21 protein-coding genes are annotated in these 20,915 nt (G+C 38.1%); 3 read left to right on the top strand and 18 right to left on the bottom strand.

The genetic code is table 11. From position 1 onward, the window contains the following. Positions 1-2 precede the first annotated feature (2 nt). From KTI79_RS16920 to cadR, 11 genes are all read right to left on the bottom strand, one after another. Positions 3-1,226, bottom strand: coding sequence for an ImmA/IrrE family metallo-endopeptidase (locus KTI79_RS16920; protein WP_000394713.1), 1,224 nt, complete (start codon positions 1,224-1,226; stop codon positions 3-5). Continuing rightward, the gene (locus KTI79_RS16925; RefSeq protein WP_000770669.1) at positions 1,216-1,488 is read right to left on the bottom strand and encodes a type II toxin-antitoxin system HigB family toxin; all 273 of its coding nucleotides are present in this window, start codon (positions 1,486-1,488) and stop codon (positions 1,216-1,218) included. Before KTI79_RS16925 ends, KTI79_RS16920 begins: the two co-directional genes overlap by 11 nt. A 407-nt stretch (positions 1,489-1,895) precedes the next feature. Next, the gene (locus tag KTI79_RS16930; RefSeq protein WP_000835372.1) at positions 1,896-2,714 is read right to left on the bottom strand and encodes a hypothetical protein; all 819 of its coding nucleotides are present in this window, start codon (positions 2,712-2,714) and stop codon (positions 1,896-1,898) included. A gap of 293 nt (positions 2,715-3,007) precedes the next feature. Further along, a complete protein-coding gene (locus KTI79_RS16935) occupies positions 3,008-4,075 on the bottom strand; it encodes an ArsO family NAD(P)H-dependent flavin-containing monooxygenase (protein WP_002061939.1) in 1,068 nt (355 codons plus the stop codon). 105 nt (positions 4,076-4,180) lie between these two features. Further along, on the bottom strand, positions 4,181-5,134 hold the full coding sequence (gene trxB / locus KTI79_RS16940; RefSeq protein ID WP_002061937.1) for a thioredoxin-disulfide reductase: 954 nt from the start codon (positions 5,132-5,134) through the stop codon (positions 4,181-4,183). An 18-nt stretch (positions 5,135-5,152) separates the two neighbouring features. Further along, positions 5,153-5,857: an arsenical resistance protein ArsH gene (arsH, locus tag KTI79_RS16945; protein ID WP_001052988.1), complete on the bottom strand. Its 705-nt coding sequence runs from the start codon at positions 5,855-5,857 to the stop codon at positions 5,153-5,155. Between the two features lie 4 nt (positions 5,858-5,861). Then, entirely contained in the window at positions 5,862-6,902 is a 1,041-nt protein-coding gene (gene arsB / locus KTI79_RS16950; RefSeq protein ID WP_000068659.1) for an ACR3 family arsenite efflux transporter, read from the bottom strand. A 7-nt stretch (positions 6,903-6,909) separates the two neighbouring features. After that, positions 6,910-7,383 carry an arsenate reductase ArsC gene (locus KTI79_RS16955; protein ID WP_002125971.1) on the bottom strand — a complete coding sequence of 158 codons (474 nt, stop codon included), beginning with the start codon at positions 7,381-7,383 and terminating at the stop codon, positions 6,910-6,912. A gap of 6 nt (positions 7,384-7,389) precedes the next feature. After that, positions 7,390-7,713 (bottom strand): metalloregulator ArsR/SmtB family transcription factor, encoded by a 324-nt coding sequence (locus KTI79_RS16960; RefSeq protein ID WP_000373080.1) that lies wholly within the window; start codon positions 7,711-7,713, stop codon positions 7,390-7,392. Positions 7,714-7,768: 55 nt separating this feature from the next. Next, positions 7,769-8,203: an arsenate reductase (glutaredoxin) gene (gene arsC / locus KTI79_RS16965; RefSeq protein ID WP_000213576.1), complete on the bottom strand. Its 435-nt coding sequence runs from the start codon at positions 8,201-8,203 to the stop codon at positions 7,769-7,771. Between the two features lie 224 nt (positions 8,204-8,427). Next, positions 8,428-8,820 (bottom strand): Cd(II)/Pb(II)-responsive transcriptional regulator, encoded by a 393-nt coding sequence (gene cadR, locus KTI79_RS16970; protein ID WP_000480876.1) that lies wholly within the window; start codon positions 8,818-8,820, stop codon positions 8,428-8,430. A 75-nt stretch (positions 8,821-8,895) separates the two neighbouring features. Here cadR and KTI79_RS16975 point away from each other — a divergent pair, with 75 nt between their 5' ends. The 3 genes from KTI79_RS16975 to KTI79_RS16985 are packed head-to-tail and all read left to right on the top strand — an operon-like array spanning position 8,896 to position 12,294. Next, positions 8,896-10,203 (top strand): cation transporter, encoded by a 1,308-nt coding sequence (locus KTI79_RS16975; RefSeq protein WP_000537299.1) that lies wholly within the window; start codon positions 8,896-8,898, stop codon positions 10,201-10,203. Positions 10,204-10,214: 11 nt separating this feature from the next. Next, positions 10,215-10,475 carry a ferrous iron transport protein A gene (locus tag KTI79_RS16980; protein ID WP_001048218.1) on the top strand — a complete coding sequence of 87 codons (261 nt, stop codon included), beginning with the start codon at positions 10,215-10,217 and terminating at the stop codon, positions 10,473-10,475. Further along, a complete protein-coding gene (locus KTI79_RS16985) occupies positions 10,465-12,294 on the top strand; it encodes a ferrous iron transporter B (RefSeq protein WP_002061944.1) in 1,830 nt (609 codons plus the stop codon). Before KTI79_RS16980 ends, KTI79_RS16985 begins: the two co-directional genes overlap by 11 nt. Before the next feature lie 71 nt (positions 12,295-12,365). Here KTI79_RS16985 and KTI79_RS16990 read toward each other — a convergent pair whose 3' ends face one another. From KTI79_RS16990 to KTI79_RS17020, 7 genes are all read right to left on the bottom strand, one after another. Beyond that, positions 12,366-12,728 (bottom strand): copper-binding protein, encoded by a 363-nt coding sequence (locus KTI79_RS16990; protein ID WP_000911303.1) that lies wholly within the window; start codon positions 12,726-12,728, stop codon positions 12,366-12,368. Between the two features lie 33 nt (positions 12,729-12,761). Continuing rightward, positions 12,762-15,908 (bottom strand): efflux RND transporter permease subunit, encoded by a 3,147-nt coding sequence (locus KTI79_RS16995; protein ID WP_000561732.1) that lies wholly within the window; start codon positions 15,906-15,908, stop codon positions 12,762-12,764. 14 nt (positions 15,909-15,922) lie between these two features. Then, positions 15,923-17,413: an efflux RND transporter periplasmic adaptor subunit gene (locus KTI79_RS17000; protein WP_000945693.1), complete on the bottom strand. Its 1,491-nt coding sequence runs from the start codon at positions 17,411-17,413 to the stop codon at positions 15,923-15,925. Continuing rightward, complete coding sequence (locus KTI79_RS17005; protein WP_000348404.1) at positions 17,413-18,720, bottom strand: TolC family protein; 1,308 nt, start codon at positions 18,718-18,720, stop codon at positions 17,413-17,415. The genes KTI79_RS17000 and KTI79_RS17005 overlap by 1 nt, the downstream gene beginning before the upstream one ends. An 81-nt stretch (positions 18,721-18,801) precedes the next feature. Beyond that, on the bottom strand, positions 18,802-19,194 hold the full coding sequence (locus KTI79_RS17010) for a hypothetical protein (protein ID WP_004883218.1): 393 nt from the start codon (positions 19,192-19,194) through the stop codon (positions 18,802-18,804). 112 nt (positions 19,195-19,306) lie between these two features. After that, positions 19,307-20,236, bottom strand: a complete 930-nt coding sequence (locus KTI79_RS17015) for a copper resistance protein B (RefSeq protein WP_001260878.1) — start codon at positions 20,234-20,236, stop codon at positions 19,307-19,309. Then, positions 20,223-20,915 (bottom strand): multicopper oxidase domain-containing protein (locus KTI79_RS17020; protein ID WP_262468761.1); only part of this gene is annotated, 693 nt, incomplete at its 5' end. The genes KTI79_RS17020 and KTI79_RS17015, both read right to left, overlap by 14 nt.

Genomic DNA, 20,915 nt, shown 5'->3' on the forward strand with positions numbered 1-20,915 from the left:
CTCTACTCCTCAACACTTAATAAATGAGAATTGGTTAATAATGCCTTGACCTGATATTGACCAACCAAGTCTGAAAATAAGGTGTAATTTCCCAACTCTTTTCGAATACGCCCTGCAATGATTGCTGGATGAACTCTCAACTCTTTAGCCAACTTTTCAATAGATTCTTTACTTGGTGAGATAAATGCCTCTGTACGTCTCAAAACTCCTCTTGGTATAAATGCCTCTCTTGCCAATCGATTTGCTTCAGCCTCCCTCCGATCCTCCATACTTGATGAATCTAAATCATCGAGAAATGCTTCTGTTTCATCAACATGCTTCCAAATATGTGCGCATTCATGTAGTAACGTAAACCAAAAATTATCCAATCGGTCATATCGTAAACTTAGCCCAATAATAGGAGTGCCGTCACTGTCCTTCAATGCCGCTCCATCAAGATGCGTACCTTTAAGATGAGGCTCAATGACTACAGCAATTCCATGTTTTTCTAAGTATTCAATTGCTAATATTGGCCCATGCTCAAACCAGCTTAATTGAGCTAACTCTCTTAAAAAATTACTATTTATTAAATTAGGGTCATATTTTCCTAGACTATCTTTCTTATCTCTAGCTTGGAGAATGACTCTAGCTAGCCACGCATACAGTGCATACATCGTATTAGGTGTTTGGGCATCACCAGACAACTTTCGTTTAAAAGAAGCTGAGCCGATTTGTAACCCTGATTGAGCAATATATTTTTGGATAATACTCTCAGTTGATGCTGCCGTATCAGCAAGAAATGTTTTTAACCACCCCCTATTTTTCATCTCTTTAACAGGAAATTTAGACCAATCAATATTATTTTTATCTAATGTATTCTTTGAATTTGATAAACCAATTAATGTCTCTACCGACAGTCCCAACCCTACAGATAATGCTCGGATCATATCTACGGTTAAAGCTCTTTTTCGATTAAGAACTTCAGAAACTCTACTAGTAGTACCAAAATATGGGGCCAAATCAGCTTGTTTTAACCCTTTCTCATGCATCCTAAATAGAATTGCATCAATAGGATCAGGCGCCTCTATCGGATATTGTTTAGTTTCATAATCTTCTATTAAAACCGATAATAATTCCAACCGATCACTCTCAGGACTTCCTATAGCCGGATTTAGCATAATTAAAGAATGCACTTCGTCAAGATAAGCTTGATACTGCTCTCTTGTACGAATAACTTTAAATTCCATTGTTAGCACCTTTAATGTTTACAGCTTTAATAATCGCTATTCTTTGAGAAAACGCGATTTGTAGACAAATAACCCATTTAGAGTTATGTATCGAAAATTCGAAACATTGATTTTCCAAAATAGATACTTTTGGAAATTGTTTCAGAATATCTTCCGCGCCCCGCCAATGAGCATCACGTATTTCAGAGATCCAACTTATGAGCCATTTTTTAGCAAACTCACACTCAATCACTGTTATTTTTTCAAGACCTAAAAGCTTCATTTAAAAATATTCCCAATTTGGGAATAAATTACACCATTTCAAAATACAACTCAATTCCCATTTTGGTAATTATCATAAACTAATTATTGAGAACTACTTTAATTGCTTAAATATTTATCAGTGATATGGTCTTTGTTAGATTTTTTTGAAATAAAAGAATAAATTTAATTAAATAAATCAATATTTAAAGTTTGATATGTTAGATATTGAATTGACATAAGCTGCCCATAATTCCTTCATTCAAAACCTAATTTAGTCACGGTCTTTCTAACAGAATTACAGTCTGACTAACCTCTAATGATCTTAAATAATAAATAACAGTAAAAATACTTTCTGTTATAGGGATAGGTAGTCTATAGATTGTTTTATGTATGTGGACAAATCCAGACTTGTCCACATATTTAAAATTAGGAGTCACTACCTATGCGTTTGCGTTCACGACTTCTAAAATTTTTCACATATAGGCCATCAATCATTTCTTTTGGCTCTAAAGCTAAGGCGCAATTCGCTAAGGTAGCAATTGTATTATCTGTTAACTTAAAGTCATTAGGTAAGAAACCATATTCTTTCTGACGATTACATTCAATAGCTTCAAATAAAGCTCTAAAATAATCAACTAAGGAAGCTCTCTCACCTATTGTTGCCACTTCAGTAATAGAATCAATAGCAATAGGTACGGCCATTCTTGCATCTTCAGCGATAACTTTCATTACATCATCTAACCGAGGCCAATATTTAAGATCAAACTGACCTTGGAGTTGCTTTAATTTATCTAGCAAAGATGTTCTAAAATACGGATTATTCTGAGATGCTTCACGAATTACATTACCAATGTGATAATGGGTATCTGTCATAAAGCCAGAAGTATTTATTAACTCGGATCTAGTTTCTAGGAGAGCTGCTAATTCATGAGCTTTAATAGAAATTTGCTGATTAATCTCATTCAATTTTTTCTGAGCAGCCCTAGACTTTATTACTTCCTCTGGACTATGCATTGAAGTAATTCCTACTAACAAATCTAAAAAATTTGTGAGGGCTTGATGATATTTCCCTAGTTTTGAATACAACTCACTATAAGCATGTTGTAACTCAACTTTACGCTCAAGTAACCTATCAATGATTATATTTTCACTAGGAAGTATCTTGGCTTGCGTATTAGTAGCTTTTTTATCTAATAGAATAGCTACACATACCTCTTGAGCTTTTATTTCATCTATAGACTTCATGATTTCATCTCTGTAATTGGTTCTGCTTACAGTGTAATTAGCTCAATTAAATCTGTCGGTATCTGAGTAATAATAACTTTTATAGTACTCAGATACCTCCTTTCTCATGAAAGAGTATATAAACAGTAGACTAGTTTTATTGGGAATTATATTAAGCAACTAGAGTCTAGTTAAAATTTTCCAGTTATTGATCACTTACTAAATTAGAACCAATACCACCAAAAAAACATAAGTGTTTGATATAAAAATATATAAACCTTCTATAGCCTCAGCCATCCTTTATTTAAGAATTTTTAATCTATAGCTAAGTAAACAGCTATTTCATCGACTACTGCTTTGGCTGTTCTAGAAACCCCGATTAATGTTGCCGATGCCATGCCTGTCCATTCACCATAACCAACTAGCCAAAGATTGTTTATTTTTATTGAACGTCCATCATTGACAGCAACAGTCTGATTAGGTTCTATCACTCCAAGACTCCTTAAGTGATTTAGGGAAGCTTTGAAACCTGTACACCAAATCACAGCATCGACCAATTGTGTTGAACCATCCTCCCAAACAACCGAATGTTCTTTAAATGCTTTAAAGGGTTCTCTGCTATGTAATACCCCACGTTCACGTGCATCTTTGACACTGTCAATCATGACAATATCCCCTAGACCACCAATGGGTTGATCAACTATTCGTCCCTCCTGTTGTGCCTTCAAACGTTCTGTTGCTCGAAGGAATAAAACACGCCCATCAACATCATCCGATAAAAATTGAGGAGGAGTTACTGTGATCCAAATAGTGTCTGCAACTTCTGAGACTTCAGCAAGAATTTGAGCACCAGAGTTACCTCCTCCTATCACTAGAACCTTTTTATTAATAAAAGGTTCTGGATTAACATAATGTGCTGAATGGGTTTGTATTCCTTTAAATCTTTCTAATCCTTCGTAATGTGGAATATAAGGCTGACTCCATGTACCTGTAGCACTGACAACCGCCTTTGCTCGCCAATATTTATCACCCGCATATACATCTAAGCAGTCATTTTTTTTCTCAATATGATCAACATGTATAGGTCGAATGACAGGAAATTGATAGCGTTGTTCGTATGCAGATAAGTATTGAATCACCTCATTCCGCGTTGGATAAGTTTGTTCAGTTTTTGGCATCATCCAGCCCGACAACGAACTCCAAGTATTTGGAGAAAAAAGACGTAAAGACTCCCAAGCATGTAACCATGCACCACCTGCCTGATTTTGGTCATCTAAAATCACAAATGGAATTTTCTTACGTTTTAAAAAATAAGCTGTAGCAAGAGCTGCTTGTCCACCACCAATAATGACTACATCTACTTCAGCTTGTAATTGAGACAAAGTATCGCTCCCCCCTTCTTTATTGTCATAAACAAAATCAAAAGCCCAATCTGTTAAACAGACTGGGCTTATTTCTTAAAATTTTCAAGTGATTGAATTAGCTTTTTAATCGTTCAATTGATCTAGATATTTTTCTGCATCTAGAGCAGCCATACAGCCTGATCCAGCAGAAGTAATCGCTTGGCGATAAATGCTGTCAGCGACGTCACCAGCAGCAAAAACACCAGCTACAGAGGTTGCTGTTGCATTACCAGAAGTACCGCTTTGTACTTGGATATAGCCATCACGTAAGTTTAATTGACCATCAAACATACCAGTATTTGGTTTGTGGCCAATTGCAACGAATAGACCATGAACCTCTACGTCTTGCTTAGATTCATCTTGAGTTGATTTAAGGCGAACACTTGTTACACCAGTATTGTCACCCAATACTTCTTCAACTTCGTGATTCCAGATAATGCTGATTTTGCCTTCTTTTTCTTTGACAAATAAATGATCTTGCAAAATCTTTTCAGAACGTAAGCTATCACGGCGGTGTACTAGCGTTACATGTGAAGCAATATTTGATAAATAAAGTGCTTCTTCAACAGCAGTGTTACCACCACCTACAACCATTACTTTTTGGTTTTTGTAGAAGAAACCATCACATGTTGCACATGCGCTTACGCCTTGTCCCATAAAGTTTTGTTCAGACTCTAGGCCAAGATATTGAGCTGTAGCACCAGTTGCAATAATCAAAGCATCACATGTGTATTCTTCCATATCACCTTTAAGAACGAAAGGACGTACATTTAAGTCCACTTCGTTAATATGGTCATAGACGAGTTCTGTACCAAAGCGTTCAGCATGTGCTTGCATACGATCCATTAATGCAGGACCTGTTAAACCTTCAGGATCGCCCGGCCAGTTGTCAACTTCGGTTGTTGTTGTAAGTTGGCCGCCAAGCTGTAAACCTGCAATTAAAGTAGGTTTAAGGTTTGCACGCGCTGCATATACTGCTGCACTATAGCCCGCAGGGCCAGAACCGAGAATTATCAGACGTGAATGTCTACTTTGCATTTAGTTCTCTCCAATGTATTACAGACTACGCTGGTTAACACGTTTAGATAATTCTTCAGCAGATTCTTTACGCTCAGAATATCGATCAGTTAGATACAGGCTTTGTCCACGCGTAAGTAATGTAAACTTATAGAGTTCTTCCATCACATCTACTATACGATCGTAATAAGAAGATGCTTTCATACGTCCATCTTCTTCAAACTCTAAAAAGGCTTTAGGAATTGAAGATTGATTCGGGATTGTAATCATCCGCATCCAGCGCCCCAAAATACGCATCTGGTTAACGCTATTAAAAGATTGTGAACCACCACTAACTTGCATAAGTGCTAAAGTTTTACCTTGCGTCGCACGTATTGCACCACCAGCCAAAGGAATCCAGTCGATTTGGGATTTAAAAATAGAACTCATAGAACCATGACGCTCAGGTGAACACCAAACCATACCCTCTGACCAAGCCAAAAGTTCATGCAATTCTTTTACTTTTGGATGTTCAGTATCGGCATCTTCTGGCAAAGGCAATCCTTTCGGATGAAAAATTTTCACCTCAGCACCAAACTCCTCCAAGATTCGTCCTGCTTCCATCACCGCTAAACGACTATAAGAACGTTCACGATTCGAGCCATACAACAATAAGATGCGTGGTGCATGATCCAGTGCTTTAGCTTGAACTTTCTCTAAAGTAGGTCGATCAAGAAGATTCATATCAACATTTGGGAGATTCATAGATTTACACCGATTCAAAATACTTTTTTCTTAGCCATAAAGAGACACTGACCAAAGCAATCAAAACTGGTACTTCAACTAATGGCCCAATGACTGTAGTAAATGCCACAGGCGATGCTAAACCAAAGGTTGCAATGGCTACAGCCAGTGCTAACTCAAAATTATTACCCGCAGCAGTAAATGAAATTGCTGTAGTTTTTGGGTAGTCATTACCCATCCACTTACTCATAAAGAAACTAATGAAGAACATTACGATAAAGTAAATTGTTAATGGAATCGCAATTCGAATTACATCCAAAGGCAGACTCACTACATCTCCACCTTTGAGACTAAACATAGCAACAATAGTAAACAGTAATGCCAATAGACTTAATGGACTGATCTTCGGTAAAAAGACATTTTGGTACCACTCTAAGCCTTTGGCGTTGACTAAGATCAAACGGGTCAAGAAACCAAGAAAAAAAGGAATACCCAAGTAAATCAATACCGCGTGGGTAATCGTCCAAAAATCCACATTGATTACTTGCCCAGCAATACCAAAATAAGGTGGTAAGAAGGTAAGAAATAACCAAGCATAAGTACTAAAGAACAAAATCTGAAAGATACTATTGAATGCAACCAATGCTGCTACATATTGGTTATCGCCGCAGGCTAAACCATTCCAAACTAAAACCATTGCAATACAACGAGCTAATCCGATCAGGATTAGTCCAGTCATATACTCTGGATAGCTATGCAAAAAAATAATTGCTAATGCAAACATTAATACAGGAGCAATAATCCAGTTCTGTACTAAAGACAAAGTTAATGTTCTTTTGTCTTTAAATACTTGTGGTAGAGCTGCATAGTCCACTTTGGCTAACGGTGGATACATCATCAGAATCAAACCAATCGCAATTGGAATATTGACAGAATCCACACTCATTTTGTCTAAAGTAACAGAAGCTTGAGGTAAGAAGACACCTATCGCAATCCCCACCCCCATCGCAATGAAAATCCATAGCGTAAGGTTACGATCTAAAAATGACAGTCTTTGTTGAGCCATGATTTTCTCATTCAATATCTGATATGTGATTGATTGCAGCAATTAATTCAGGACGAGACATATTTGCTGTATCAAGTGCAAATAAAGCATCTAAACGACGGTTGATATGGTCTACTGTCACTAGGAAAGCTTTTAATTTTTCCTCTTTAGGCAAGTCTAAATGTGATGGATCAGCCAAGCCCCAATGTGCCTTGATCGCTCCCCCTAAATAAAGAGGACAAGCTTCTTGAGCTGCTGAATCACACACAGTAATCACTACTTCAGGTTTATATTGCTCACAGTCATCAATTGTTTTACTCCATAAACCTTCTGTTGAAAGACCAAGGTTTTCCAAAGTTTCAATAGTCAATGGATGCACCTGTCCTGATGGCTTACTTCCTGCACTGTATGCTTTCCAGTCATGAGGAGCACGACTGTTAAAAAGCACTTCAGACAAAATGCTACGACAACTATTTCCAGTACACAAAAAAAGGAATTTCATAATCTATTACTCACAATAACTATTTATAGAAAGCGTGTTGGTATTGCTTACAACTTGACTAGATGATGTTTTTTTTAAAGTATCTAGAATTTCAAAACACCATGCTGGAAGTTGTTGATTAATGCTGTAGTACACCCATTGGCTTTGTCGTCTGTCTTGTAAGAGACCAGAAGAGCGTAATAAAGCTAAATGCCTAGAAATCTTTGGTTGACTCAGTTGTAGCTTTTCTGTCAGATCACAAACACAGAGTTCTTTATTCTCAGCAATTAAAGTGACAATATTGAGACGGGTTTCATCTGATAAGCATTTAAAAAAATTAACTTGATCCATCTTTGCTACCTATAAATTTGGATATGCAGATAATCACATACAAGAACTAAATTTTTTAATTTACTCTCTGACCATTTTCGTCGATCACTTGTTCACCATCTTCTTTAGTGAAAGCACCTTTTTGTGGTAATGGCAGAATATCTAAGACAGCTTCTGAAGGACGACTTAAGCGAGTACCTAATTCAGTAACAACAAATGGTCGATTAATCAAAATAGGATGTTCAAGCATAAAACTGAGTAGTTGTTCATCACTCAAATCACTACGATCAAGCTGTAAATCCCGATAAGGATCTACATTCTGACGAATAGCCTCTCTTACTGTTAAGTTTGCATCCTGAATCAATTTAACTAATTCGTCATGACTAGGTGGTGTAATGAGATATTCAATAACGGTTGGTTCAATTCCTGTATTGCGAATCAAAGCCAAAGTATTCCGAGAGGTGCCACAAGCAGGATTGTGATAAATCTTTACATCTAATGAAGTTGTCATGAAACTGGGACCTTTAATATATTAATATCTTTATATACGAATTATCATATATATGCAACTTCATATATGATGGTCTGCAAAATACAATCCATTAAATAAGCTAGTTAAATTTGAAAAACTGCTGTAAACAATTCATTTTAGATTAATAATTTAGCAATAATATTAAATAAGCTAATATACGTATCAGTAAGTTTGAGAAACAAATGTGATCACTAACTTTTTATTCAGGCTAACTTCTTCAATACACCACATTTGTCCACTGTACATAACCCATCACAAGTCTTTCTTATTTCTAATAGCTGCTGTATGAGTTTCTGCTGATTCCGAATATTTTCCTCAACATCGTTAATATGTGAATCGATAAGCTCATTCACATCAGAACAATTTAGATTAGGCAGATCCTTATAATTTAGTAATTTTTTGATTTCAGTTAAGTTCATATTCAAAGAACGACAATTCACAATGAATTTCAACCGATCAATGTAATCTTCAGTATATAGTCTATAGTTACCTTGAGTTCGATCAGGTTGCGGGATTAAACCTTCTTTTTCATAAAACCGTATTGTCAGTACTGAGCACGACGTTTTTTCAGAGAGCTCTCCTATCTTCATAAACATTAGAAATACTCAAAATCCAACTTGACTCTATAGTAGCTATAGAGATTTTAATATGCAATAAGTAAAGATATGACTATGGGCACATCAATGAGTGGTTGCGGTTGTAATAAAGAAAGTTCTTGTGAAGACACTAAGCAAAATCAAAATGAATCAGAAACAAATTCTGGTAACAGTAAAGATTTAACTGCTGAAGAAAGTAAAAGTTCTTGTTGTGGTAATGAAGTACCACAACAATCTAAGCCAGATGAAAAAGATCCTTGTTCTAGTACTCAGCCATGCTCTACGCAGTCAAACTCATGTTGCACCCCAGATTCGATAAGTTCACCTGAGACAGTTAGTGATAATGAGGATGTAGCGACTTTCATCAGTGACTATAAAATCCCTAAAATGGATTGTTCCGCAGAGGAACAAATGGTTCGGATGACTTTATCTTCTTTGGTAAATGTTAAGAGGCTAGTTTTTGATTTGCCGAATCGAAACCTAAAAGTTATGCATAATGGTGAAAGTAATGAAATCACTGCAAAACTTGAAGCTCTTGGGTTTGGAGCAAAATTAAATAAAACTGAAGCCTATGTAAATAAAGAGCATGCAAATGAAATCAGTACGTTTCTGATTCCGAAAATGGATTGCTCTGCTGAGGAGCAAATGGTTCGTATGGCATTGTCTCCAGTGAATGAGGTCAAAGGACTAACATTTGATTTACCTAATCGGAAATTGAAAGTTTTTCATAATGATGGTCTTAATGAAATTACTAGCAAACTTGAAGCACTTGGTTTTGGAGCCAAACTTGAAAGTACCGCCACCTCTGTGGGTGAAATGCCTGAAAAAGCAGATACGTCTGAACAAGCAAAAGTTTTAAAAATTCTTTTAGCGATTAATGCTGCACTTTTCGTTATTGAATTTATTAGTGGCCTAATTGCTGCATCTACAGGGTTAATCGCAGACTCTCTTGATATGTTTGCAGATGCTGCTGTTTATGGGATTGCACTTTATGCTGTAGGTAAAGCTGCAAAGTATCAAGTTAAAGCCGCGCATTTTGCGGGTTGGATTCAATTATTTCTCGCAATAACTGTAATTGTCGATGTAATTAGACGTTTTATATTAGGTAGTGAGCCTGAATCTTTATTAATGATTGTAATCGGCTTTTTTGCACTAATTGCGAATGTTGCCTGTCTTTATCTAATTTCTGGACATAAAGATGGTGGAGCACATATGAAAGCAAGTTGGATTTTCTCCGCTAATGATGTGATTGTGAATCTAGGTGTAATTATTGCTGGCTTCCTTGTGGCTTTGACAGGTTCCGCATATCCAGATCTTGTTATAGGAATAATTGTTTCACTTTTCGTACTTAACGGTGCTCGAAAAATTTTGGCATTGAAATAAGAGTATTAAAAATGAATTTATTCCAAGTTAAACCAAACGAATTTGTCAAAATTGTTGACCTAAAAAAAGGTAACCAATATTTAGATAAAAATGATCCAGTTCTAGAACGACTTGAATTGTTAGGTTTCAGAATTGGTGAAACTTTACAAGTTCTAGCTAAGGGACTTTTCGGTGGTGATCCAGTATTGGTTCAAATTGAAACTTCTCGATTTGCGTTAAGAAAGAATGAAGCTGAACGAATTTTTGTAGAGATTGTTTCAAATGAACAGTAAAAATATTGCACTTATTGGTAACCCAAATTGTGGGAAAACATCTCTCTTTAATACTTTAACAGGCACTCGTCAAAAAGTAGCTAATTATGCTGGTGTTACTGTTGAGCGGAAAGAAGGTTTCTTTAAACTACCTTCTGGTGAATCAGTTCGAGTTTTAGATTTGCCCGGCACATACAGCTTAAAGCCTACGAGTCTAGATGAAGAGGTAACAAGGGCTGTATGCTTAGGTGAGCTTGAGGGTGAGGTTCTACCTGATATATATGTATGTGTGGTTGATGCCACTAATTTACATTTACATTTAAGTCTTGTGCTTGAAATTAGGGCATTGAATCGACCAATGCTTCTTGTTTTAAATATGATGGATGAGGTCAAAAAGCGTGGTATTTCGATAGATATTAATAAGCTATCAGAATTGTTGGGTATCCCTGTTATTGAGGCTGTTGCCGTTAAAACTAAAGGCGTGCAAGAACTACTAAATCAATTAGATCAAAAAAATCTATTTGTCACTCCTTATCATTCTGATCTGAATCATTTTGATCAGATTAAAAATATTACTAAACAGGTAATTTTAAAAAATGATAACGGTGATGCAAGAACAGCTTTCTTGGATAAAATTTTCTTACATCCTGTACTTGGTTTAGCCATCCTAACGCTTACCATGTTTGTCATGTTCCAAGCCGTTTTTATCTGGGCACAACCTTTTATCTCATTAATTGAAAATGCAATTGCTTGGTTAGGAGATACAATTGGCCCGCTTATTACTCATCCATTACTTAGAAGTCTTATTGTTGATGGGGTAATCGCTGGATCGGGTAGTGTTTTGGCTTATATGCCGCAGATCCTTATCTTATTCTTCTTTATTTTAATTTTAGAAGAATCAGGTTATTTGCCACGAGCAGCATTCCTTTTGGATAAATTAATGTCCAAAGCTGGTTTAAGTGGACGTTCCTTTATTCCACTATTATCTAGTTTTGCCTGTGCTATTCCTGGTGTCATGGCAACACGAAGCATTAGTTCGGAAAGAGATCGTTTAGCAACCATTATGATTGCGCCATTAATGACTTGTTCTGCAAGATTACCTGTTTATGCTTTGCTAATTGCGGCATTCATTCCAAACAAATTAGTTTATGGTTGGTTGAGCCTACAAGGTTTAGTTCTTTTTGGACTATATATGGCTGGAATTGTTTCAGCATTAGGTGTTTCTTTATTTTTGAAACTAGTTAGAAAAGATAAAACAGAAAGTATTTTTATCTTTGAGTTGCCTACTTATCGATTGCCAGATATTCGAAACGTTGCATTAGGACTTTATGATCGAGCTACGATCTTTCTAAAAAGAGTTGGTGGTATTATCGTAGCATTATCTATATTGCTTTGGGTGTTGGTTACGTTCCCTCAACCACCTGAGCATGCCACGATGCCTGCTATCAACTATAGTTTAGCTGGACAACTTGGACACATTATTCAGCCTATATTTGCACCTATTGGCTTTACTTGGGAAATCTGTATCGCATTAATTCCTGCTATGGCTGCAAGGGAAGTTGTCATTGCTGCTTTAGGTGTAATTTATGCTATGTCTGGAGATGAAGATACTGTAACTCAAACATTGTTGAGTCAAATCTCTGGTCCTGATGGTTGGGGGCTAGCTACAGGGATGTCATTATTAGTTTGGTACATTTTCGCACCACATTGTCTTGCAACATTAGCGACCATTCGTCGTGAAACTGGTAGCTGGAAACAGCCTGTTATTATGGCGACTTACTTATTTGGGCTTGCGTATTTCTTTGCCTTCATTACATATCAGCTTATTAGTAGACTTTAATCAAAATAAGAATATTTCATAAAGAAAAATGGATGCCTTCGCATCCATTTTTCTTTTAAGTATCAAACTGATTATGAGCTTTTTTTCACAGCAACAATAATCTGACTCTCACCCTCTATTTTTAATTCGAAGTCAACCTTTTCCCCTACAGTTAAACCATTCAATAATGCTGGATCTGCAACTTTAAAGCCCATGGTCATTGCAGGCCATTTAATTGCAGGAATTGCTTCATGGTCGAGTGTTAGAATATTTTCTTTCGTATCAATAGCAGTAATCACACCAACAGCTTGAGCTGTTGCAACTGTAGATGACTCTTTACTCATCTGCTCCATCGGTGCTTCCGATTTCTTTTGCTCTGATGCCTCATTTTTGCTACATGCACTTAACGCAGCAACAGTTGCAACAAGAGCCACAATTTTCATAAATTTCAACATAATAAAACCTCTTTTGACGAAATAATAAAACTATCAATTCTTTGATAGTTTTCTTTTGATTAAAAGCTGATATGCCGCAGGGATAACAAACATAGATAAGAGAGGGGCTGAAATCATGCCCCCAACCATAGGTAAAGCAATACGACTCATTAATTCAGAACCTGTTCCAGTCCCCAACAGAATAGGGATTAACCCCGCCAAAATGACAGCGACTGTCATTGCTTTAGGGCGAACACGTAGCACGGCCCCTGTATGAATTGCCTCATTGAGTTGTTGCTCTGTTAAGGATGCCGTTGAAGAAGATAGGCTTTGCTGTGCATGCTCAATTGCTTGCTTTAAATAGAACAACATGACTACACCAAACTCTGCGGCAACACCAGCAAGTGCAATAAAACCAACAGCAATCGCAACCGAAAAGTGATAATCACTCAAGTACATAGCCCAAATACCACCAATCAAGGCAAAAGGTAGTGTTGCCATAATCAGAACAGCATCTTGTACTTGCCTAAAAATCAAATAGAGCAATAGAAAAATGATCATCAAAGTAATTGGAATAACAACTTTTAAGCGAGCATTCGCACGCTCCATGAACTCAAACTGTCCTGAATAGCTAATGCTCATGGCAGAAGAACGTTTTACTTTTTGGTCTATGGCCTGCTTCAAATCTTGTACAACCGAAGCTAAGTCACGTCCTTGTACATCGACATAGACCCAACCACTTGGACGGGCATTCTCACTTTTAAGCATTGGCGGCCCATCTGTAATTTGAATATTCGCAACACTACTCAAGACTATTTGTTGACCAGATTCAGTTAGAATCGGTAAATTTCTTAAGGCTTCCAATGAATCTCGAATCTCTCGTGGGTAACGTACATTAATGGGATACCGTGCCAAGCCTTCAACAGTTTCACCAATATTTTCCCCGCCAATCGCTGATGAGACGATTTGCTGTACATCTTTAATATTGAGACCATATCGCGCAGCCTGCATACGGTTAATATCAACATCAACATATCGACCACCTGTGAGCCGTTCAGCTAAAGCTGAACTAACACCGGGCATCTGTTTAGCCACTTGTTCAATTTGCTGTGCTACCCGATCAATATCTTGCAGATCATTTGCTGAAACCTTAATCCCGATTGGACTTTTCACCCCAGTTGCCAACATATCAATCCGGTTACGGATAGGTGGCACCCAAATGTTTGTTAAACCCGGTACTTGGACTGCCTTATCTAGTTCTTTTATCAATTTGTCAGGTGTCATACCTGAACGCCATTCAGACCGTGGTTTGAACTGAATCGTGGTTTCAAACATTTCTAATGGTGCAGAATCTGTGGCTGACTCAGCGCGACCAGCTTTACCGAATACTGTTGCAACTTCAGGAACGGTTTTAATCATTCGATCAGTCTGTTGGAGTAGCTCAGAAGCTTTTGCTGCGGACAATCCCGGTAAAGCTGAAGGCATATACAGTAAATCACCTTCATCCATATTGGGTAGAAACTCCCCACCTAACCGTGTTAAAGGGAAAAGACTAATAAGGAAAATTAGCAATGCACCAAGTAAAATTGTCTTTGGATGAGCTAAAACCTTATCCAACATAGGGCTGTATATTTTGATCAGAAAACGGTTCAGTGGATTACGCTGTTCAGAAGGTAATTTCCCTCGAATCCAATAACCCATTAAAACGGGAATCAAGGTAATGGATAAACCTGCTGCTGCTGCCATTGCATAGGTTTTAGTAAATGCCAGTGGTGAGAACAAGCGACCTTCTTGTGCCTGTAAAGTAAAAATAGGAATGAAGGATAAGGTAATGATGAGTAGACAGAAAAATAAAGTTGGCCCGACCTCACTGGCAGAACGTGTAATGATGTTCCAACGGACTTGTGCTTCCAAGACTTGCTCAGGATGTTCGTGTTGCCAAGTTTCGATATGCTTATGTGCATTTTCAACCATTACAATTGCGGCATCGACCATAGCGCCAATCGCGATAGCAATACCACCCAACGACATGATATTGGCATTTAGCCCTTGATAATGCATCACCAAGAAAGCAGATAAAATCCCAAGCGGCAAAGAAACAATAGCCACCATTGCTGAACGTAAATGCCAGAGGAAGAGTCCACAGACTAAAGCCACCACAATGAACTCTTCAATTAATTTATGGCTGAGATTTTCTACTGCTCTATCAATCAATTGACTGCGATCATATACAGGAACAACTTGTACACCTTTCGGTAGACTTTGTTGTAATTCAGCTAGCTTCGCTTTCACAGCAGTAATCGTTTCACGTGCATTTTTACCTGCTCGTAAAATCACGACACCCCCAACCGTTTCACCTTGCCCATTCAATTCACTGATGCCACGACGCATTTCTGGACCAAGTTGAATAGTTGCAACATCACCTAAAGAAACAGGAACACCGAAACTATTTGTTCGTAAAGGAATTTGGCGAAAATCATCTAAAGTTTTTAAATAACCAGAAGCCCGCACCATATATTCCGTTTCAGCCATTTCCAGAACTGAACCACCAGTTTCCTGATTAGCTTTTTGAATCGCCTCAATGACATTGTTTTGTGTGACACCTAAAGTAGCCATCTTGCTTGGGTCTAAGACAACCTGATATTGCTTAACCATTCCCCCAATTGTGGCAACTTCAGCCACGTTAGGTAATGTCTTCAGTTCATACTTTAAAAACCAGTCTTGTATGCTTCTCAGCTCCGAAAGATCATGCTGTCCTGTTGGGTCTACTAATGCATATTCATAAACCCAACCAACGCCAGTGGCATCTGGTCCCAATGAAGATTTCGCATTTGCAGGCATTTTCCCTTGAATTTGATTTAGATACTCCAATACACGAGAACGGGCCCAGTAAAGGTCAGTATGTTCATCAAAGATGACATAAACAAATGAGTCACCAAAAAAAGAATAACCGCGAACAGTTTTAACACCCGGTACCGATAACATGGTTGTTGTTAAAGGGTAGGTCACCTGATTTTCAACAATTTGTGGTGCCTGACCAGAAAAATTAGTTCGAATAATTACTTGTACATCAGACAAATCTGGTAATGCATCGACCGGAGTATTCTTTACGGCCCAAGTTCCCCAAGCAGCCAGAATTAAAGCGGCTAACAGGACAAATACACGATTCGCAATTGAAAAACGAATAACACGGGCAATCATAATCGTCCTCCCGTTTAGTTCTTCATAGATGTCATAGACATCTTGGAAATGTCAGAAATAACGTAAGTATCTCTAGCATGTGTAAATCTAAAACGGACCTGATCGCCTTGCTGAATTTGGGTAAATGGTTGCACTGGTTGTTTAAAGCTCATAGTCATAGCCCCCCAACCCAACTCAGGAATCGCCTGATGTGAAATGGTAATGTCTTGAGCTGTGACTTTTTCAACTTTACCAATGCCTTGATATATTGATGTCTTAACCACTTGGGATGAAGTCATCGATTGTCCAGTGTTCAGCTTATCCAATACACCTTGTAAATTTGCTTCAGAATCAATCAGGAATTGCCCTGAAATTACTACCTTCTGACCAGCTTTCAACCCTTGTAGAATTGCAATTTTATTGCCATCACTTTGACCTAACTGTACTACAACAGGTTCAAAACGCCCTTGCTCATGTCCCACAATGACAACGTTCCGAGTACCTGTACGTATAACAGCTTGCTCTGGTATAACTAAATTGCTTTGTGGGTTGTTGGAGAATTTAACAGAAGCAAACATTCCCGGCTTGAGCATTCCCTCTCTATTGGGCAACTCAATACGAACTTTTATGGTTCTACTCGTGCTATCCAAAGTTGGTAAAATATCAATAACTTTACCGGACACTATTTGAGGGTATGCAACAAAAGTAGCTTCAACTTTCATTCCCCGTTTTATCCCGGCAATTTGTGCTTCTGGAACAGATGCTTCTAACCAGATTGGGCTTATCCCCTTGATGGTGACAAGCGTTTGCCCCATAGCTAAAGCCATTCCATTGCGGACTTCTAACGAATCAATAAATCCACTCACAGGTGCACTTAAAGTCATATTGGATTGCACTCGATGTGTCCGCTCGACTTGATTAATCACATTTTGTGGGATTCCTAAAAGCTGTAAACGTTGTCGGCTTGCCTGAATAAGAGAACGATCTCCAGTTCGAAGTACAGCTAGAAATTCAGTTTGTTCTCCTGTCCATTCGGGTATTGAAATATCAGCTATGGGACTGCCTTGCGTCACCATATCCCCAACGGCATGTCCGTACACTCGTTGGACGAAACCACTTGCCCTTGTTTGTAAAATAGCTACCTGTCGTTCATTGGTCTGCAATATACCATTGGTTAACAAAGCATTTCCCATCACAGCTTGTTCGACTGAAGCATAACGGATTGCTAAATTTTGTTGGAGGGATGGATCAATCTTAACCGCAGGATAACTGTCTTCAGTCATCATAGTATTTTCATCTGCATATTTAGGAACCAGTTGCATGTCCATAAATGGCGATTTCCCCGGTTTATCAAAATGCTGTTCAGGTTTCATTGGGTCGTACCAATACAACACTTTGGCAGCCTGTTGCGGACCTGATTGAGGATTGTATTTCTGATGTGCAATCCAGTATCCAGCGCCACCACCCGCAGCCAGACTAATTACCGCAACGCCCATGACAGTAAGTGCTAATTTATTTCTTAACATTATGGCTGCCCCTCAACATGGTTTAAGGTCGGTTCTTCAAAGGCATAATAAAGTTGGGCTTTAGTCACAGCCTGTTGCTGTTGGAGATCAATGAGACGCAAACGCTGTTCTAAAAGAGCTTGTCGAGCAGCAATAACATTAGATAAATTACTTTTACCTGCTTGATAGCTTGCCAACTGTAAACCCACTTTTTGTTTAGCGAGTGGAATACTTGTTTGCATCGCACGTCTAATTTGCTGATCAAGTGCATCAAGATCGGATAACCCATCATCTAGCATAGTGAGATGGTCACGGTATTGGACTTCTTGATCGGCAGTAATCCTGTTTTGTTCGGCTAAAGCTGCCCGAATGAGTGGACTACTACGTCTTTTTGAAAACACAGGAAGCTCTGTTGTTAGTTGCACCCCGATCATATCGCCAAATTCGGGTGCTCGATGCTGATAAGCAAGTTCAATACCCCAATCTGGTTTCTGTAAAGCCTGAGCTTGCTTCAGTTTTGCTTCAGCAGTTTGCTTTTCTGCCTGAAATGCTTTTAATTCAGGATGTTGATGCAAATGATGATATAGCTTTGATCTATCAAGGTAGATAGATGGTGCTTGGTCAGGTAAGGTTTCAATTTGAGAGAGATTTTCAGTAGGTTCTGCACTGACTAACCGATGCAACTCCAACTTGGCTTTATTTAAATCACGAAGTAAATCATCCTTCTGGTCAAGCAATACCGTGGCTTCTTGTCTTGGATCAAGTGCATCGGCAATGATTGTACGACCAGAGATGACCTGTGTTTGAGTAATTTGAGAAAGTAATCGATTCTCTGAAAACAGTTCATCGTATAGTGCTAATTTACGTTCAAGATAAAAGCGCTTAAGCCAAGCAGATGCGACTTTCTGACGTAACTCAATACGCAGAATCTCAGTTTGAGCATTGGCCGAACCTAGTTCAGCTTTTGCTAAATCGACCTCAGCTTGTCTTTTGGCACGATTTGGAAAATCTTGCATCACGCCAATTTTTTGCATAGTCATACCTTCGCGTGTGACTGACCATGCGGCATCGCCGGATACAGGGTAATTATCTAAACCTACAAATAATTTAGGGTTGGGTAAAATACCTGAAGCTGAAACTACATTCTCGGCCCCTTCAATCTGGGCGCTATTTGCTCTTAGGGTAGGTGCATATTGCTCAGCGAGATTCAAAGCTGTATCCAAGGTCAGTGGCTGGGCATAAGCATGACCATAGGTCAAAGAGAAGCAAGCCACAGCAATTGACAATCCCCCCCATTTTCGAGACAGTTTTTCTTTATAAAAGTCCATATTTCTAGCTCTAAAAAGATGTACACGCGCGCGTGCAGAACATCCATAGAAAACTCTATGAATGATAAAAAAATCATCAGATTAGTTAGAGCGTGGGGGTTTCCATAAACCAGAAGGGTATGGAGAAGGAAGGTCTTGATCTGGAGAATAAAAAATAGATCGTTCTATTGGAGAGAACACAATTGAGTGCGAAATATCTTGAGCAATGTTGGCATAAGCAATCTTGGCAAAAGACATAATACAATCTTGCTCAGACATACATGATGGATCATGTACATCTTTTTTTATCTTCACCTCGGTTTTCATACAGTCAGTATGCATCATGCCCTGATTTGAAGACATTTCCATTTGCATGGATATCTGTTCAGATGGCATTAAACATCGCTTATGTACAGACGAAGCAGCAGCAGCCGATCCTACTAATAGGATAGCAAACGATAAAAACAGCGATAAGCATGTCTTTAACCACTGCATAAAGATAAGACCAAAATTTAAGCTTTTTTAGTTTTACAGATTCGAAAATAAATAGCAACAAGTTCATGAATGATAGCTTCGGCTATCATTCATGATACTAAGTCATATTACCTTAAAAAACTAATTCGATACCTGCACCATATTTCCAACCTTTTTCAGACTCAGTAGCTTCTTGCATAGTGGTAGCTTTTTGTCCTTTTTCATATTGATAAGCAATATCTACAAAAGGTCGGATTCTCTTAGTAACTTCATATCTGGTTTTAATACCTGTCTTTAATTCAGATAAACCTGATTTTGCAGCATAGTTAGAATTATCGCTAAACACAGTATCTACTTCGAGATAAGGTTGTGTGATCAATTTCTGTGTTAACAAGAAATCACGCTCGACTTCCAAGCTTGCTCCCCAGAAATTATTCTCACCACCGTACAAATAAGCTTGGGTTTCAAAGAAATAGGGAGCCAATCCCAATACGCCAATAACACCATCAACCCGATCACTATTGCTGTTATTTTTATCTTCACTATATCTCACCCCCGCCTGTACATCCCAGAAGGGTGCTACATTACGGCTATAAAGTGCAGACACATCATATTTTGGATCATGACTTTCTACTTTATCCAAATTTGCTTCAATAAATAGGCGATTTTCATCTGTGCCTATCAATGTTTCAATTTTCGATCCTAAAGTACCTTTGCCATCTTCATCCACAGTCCACTCATTCTCAAATTTAGTCGTTTGAAAAACTTGTCCACCATGTTCTTTCAGATGCTTATCATGATTTCGGCTATTAGATGTTTCAACTTCAAGACCTGCATTGTTATCTCCATCATTACCAGAAGTTGAATTTTGATAAGTATTACGGTCAACATAACCTAGCCCACCAGGCTCTTTTAACAGCATTTTCATACTCTCGGACTGAGAGGATTTAATACTATTATCCGTACGTTGAACATCAGTATTATTTGCAAAAGCTAGACCTGATAATCCAATTAAAGCTATAGATAAAAGTGTCTTAGAATATATTTTTTTAGTGGTGCGCATGTTGATTTACCCCCTTATCATTAGTATTAGGTTGAGTAACAACATCTTTCGAAGATGTACTATTACTATCGACATTTGCCACAATAAGTTTATTCATCATTCCAGCAGACATGTGATAGAGCAAATGACAATGGATGGCCCATTCACCTAACTCATCAGCAGTTAATAAAGTTGTAACTGTTTTACCTGGTGGAACAATTACTGTATGTTTATTCGGCATATTACTTGGATCTTGGCCATTTTCCAGTTGCATAAACATGCCGTGTAAATGCATTGGATGAGCCATCATACTGTCGTTAACAAATTTCAAGCGTATACGCTCACCATATTTCACTTTAAATGGTTCAGTTTCATTAAACTTCTTACCATTAATTGTCCAAATATAGCGCTCCATATTTCCCCCTAAACGGATTTCAATTTCACGTTCTGGAGCACGAGTATCTTTTTGAGGGGTTAAAGATTGTAGATCACTATATTGAAGTGCTTTTAGTCCAGCTGGGGTTGAGGCATTCGCCCATCCGTAAACCACCTCATCTGATCCAGAAGAGCTCATTGTTTTTGAAGACATGTCGTGATCCATGCCTTTCATCGAAGTCATGTCATGATTCATACCTTTCATTGAAGACATGTCGTGATCCATACCTTTCATCGAAGACATGTCATGATCCATACCTTCCAT

The organism is Acinetobacter sp. WU_MDCI_Abxd143, assembly GCF_025514195.1.
Classification (GTDB): Bacteria; Pseudomonadota; Gammaproteobacteria; order Pseudomonadales; family Moraxellaceae; genus Acinetobacter; species Acinetobacter pittii_H.

Coding starts and splice junctions, on each gene's coding strand:
- KTI79_RS16920 (WP_000394713.1), bottom strand. CDS start 1,226: ATGGAATTTAAAGTTATTCGTACAAGAGAGCAGTATCAAGCTTATCTT.
- KTI79_RS16925 (WP_000770669.1), bottom strand. CDS start 1,488: ATGAAGCTTTTAGGTCTTGAAAAAATAACAGTGATTGAGTGTGAGTTT.
- KTI79_RS16930 (WP_000835372.1), bottom strand. CDS start 2,714: ATGAAGTCTATAGATGAAATAAAAGCTCAAGAGGTATGTGTAGCTATT.
- trxB (WP_002061937.1), bottom strand. CDS start 5,134: ATGCAAAGTAGACATTCACGTCTGATAATTCTCGGTTCTGGCCCTGCG.
- arsH (WP_001052988.1), bottom strand. CDS start 5,857: ATGAATCTCCCAAATGTTGATATGAATCTTCTTGATCGACCTACTTTA.
- arsB (WP_000068659.1), bottom strand. CDS start 6,902: ATGGCTCAACAAAGACTGTCATTTTTAGATCGTAACCTTACGCTATGG.
- KTI79_RS16955 (WP_002125971.1), bottom strand. CDS start 7,383: ATGAAATTCCTTTTTTTGTGTACTGGAAATAGTTGTCGTAGCATTTTG.
- KTI79_RS16960 (WP_000373080.1), bottom strand. CDS start 7,713: ATGGATCAAGTTAATTTTTTTAAATGCTTATCAGATGAAACCCGTCTC.
- arsC (WP_000213576.1), bottom strand. CDS start 8,203: ATGACAACTTCATTAGATGTAAAGATTTATCACAATCCTGCTTGTGGC.
- cadR (WP_000480876.1), bottom strand. CDS start 8,820: ATGTTTATGAAGATAGGAGAGCTCTCTGAAAAAACGTCGTGCTCAGTA.
- KTI79_RS16975 (WP_000537299.1), top strand. CDS start 8,896: ATGGGCACATCAATGAGTGGTTGCGGTTGTAATAAAGAAAGTTCTTGT.
- KTI79_RS16980 (WP_001048218.1), top strand. CDS start 10,215: ATGAATTTATTCCAAGTTAAACCAAACGAATTTGTCAAAATTGTTGAC.
- KTI79_RS16985 (WP_002061944.1), top strand. CDS start 10,465: ATGAACAGTAAAAATATTGCACTTATTGGTAACCCAAATTGTGGGAAA.
- KTI79_RS16990 (WP_000911303.1), bottom strand. CDS start 12,728: ATGTTGAAATTTATGAAAATTGTGGCTCTTGTTGCAACTGTTGCTGCG.
- KTI79_RS16995 (WP_000561732.1), bottom strand. CDS start 15,908: ATGATTGCCCGTGTTATTCGTTTTTCAATTGCGAATCGTGTATTTGTC.
- KTI79_RS17000 (WP_000945693.1), bottom strand. CDS start 17,413: ATGTTAAGAAATAAATTAGCACTTACTGTCATGGGCGTTGCGGTAATT.
- KTI79_RS17005 (WP_000348404.1), bottom strand. CDS start 18,720: ATGGACTTTTATAAAGAAAAACTGTCTCGAAAATGGGGGGGATTGTCA.
- KTI79_RS17010 (WP_004883218.1), bottom strand. CDS start 19,194: ATGCAGTGGTTAAAGACATGCTTATCGCTGTTTTTATCGTTTGCTATC.
- KTI79_RS17015 (WP_001260878.1), bottom strand. CDS start 20,236: ATGCGCACCACTAAAAAAATATATTCTAAGACACTTTTATCTATAGCT.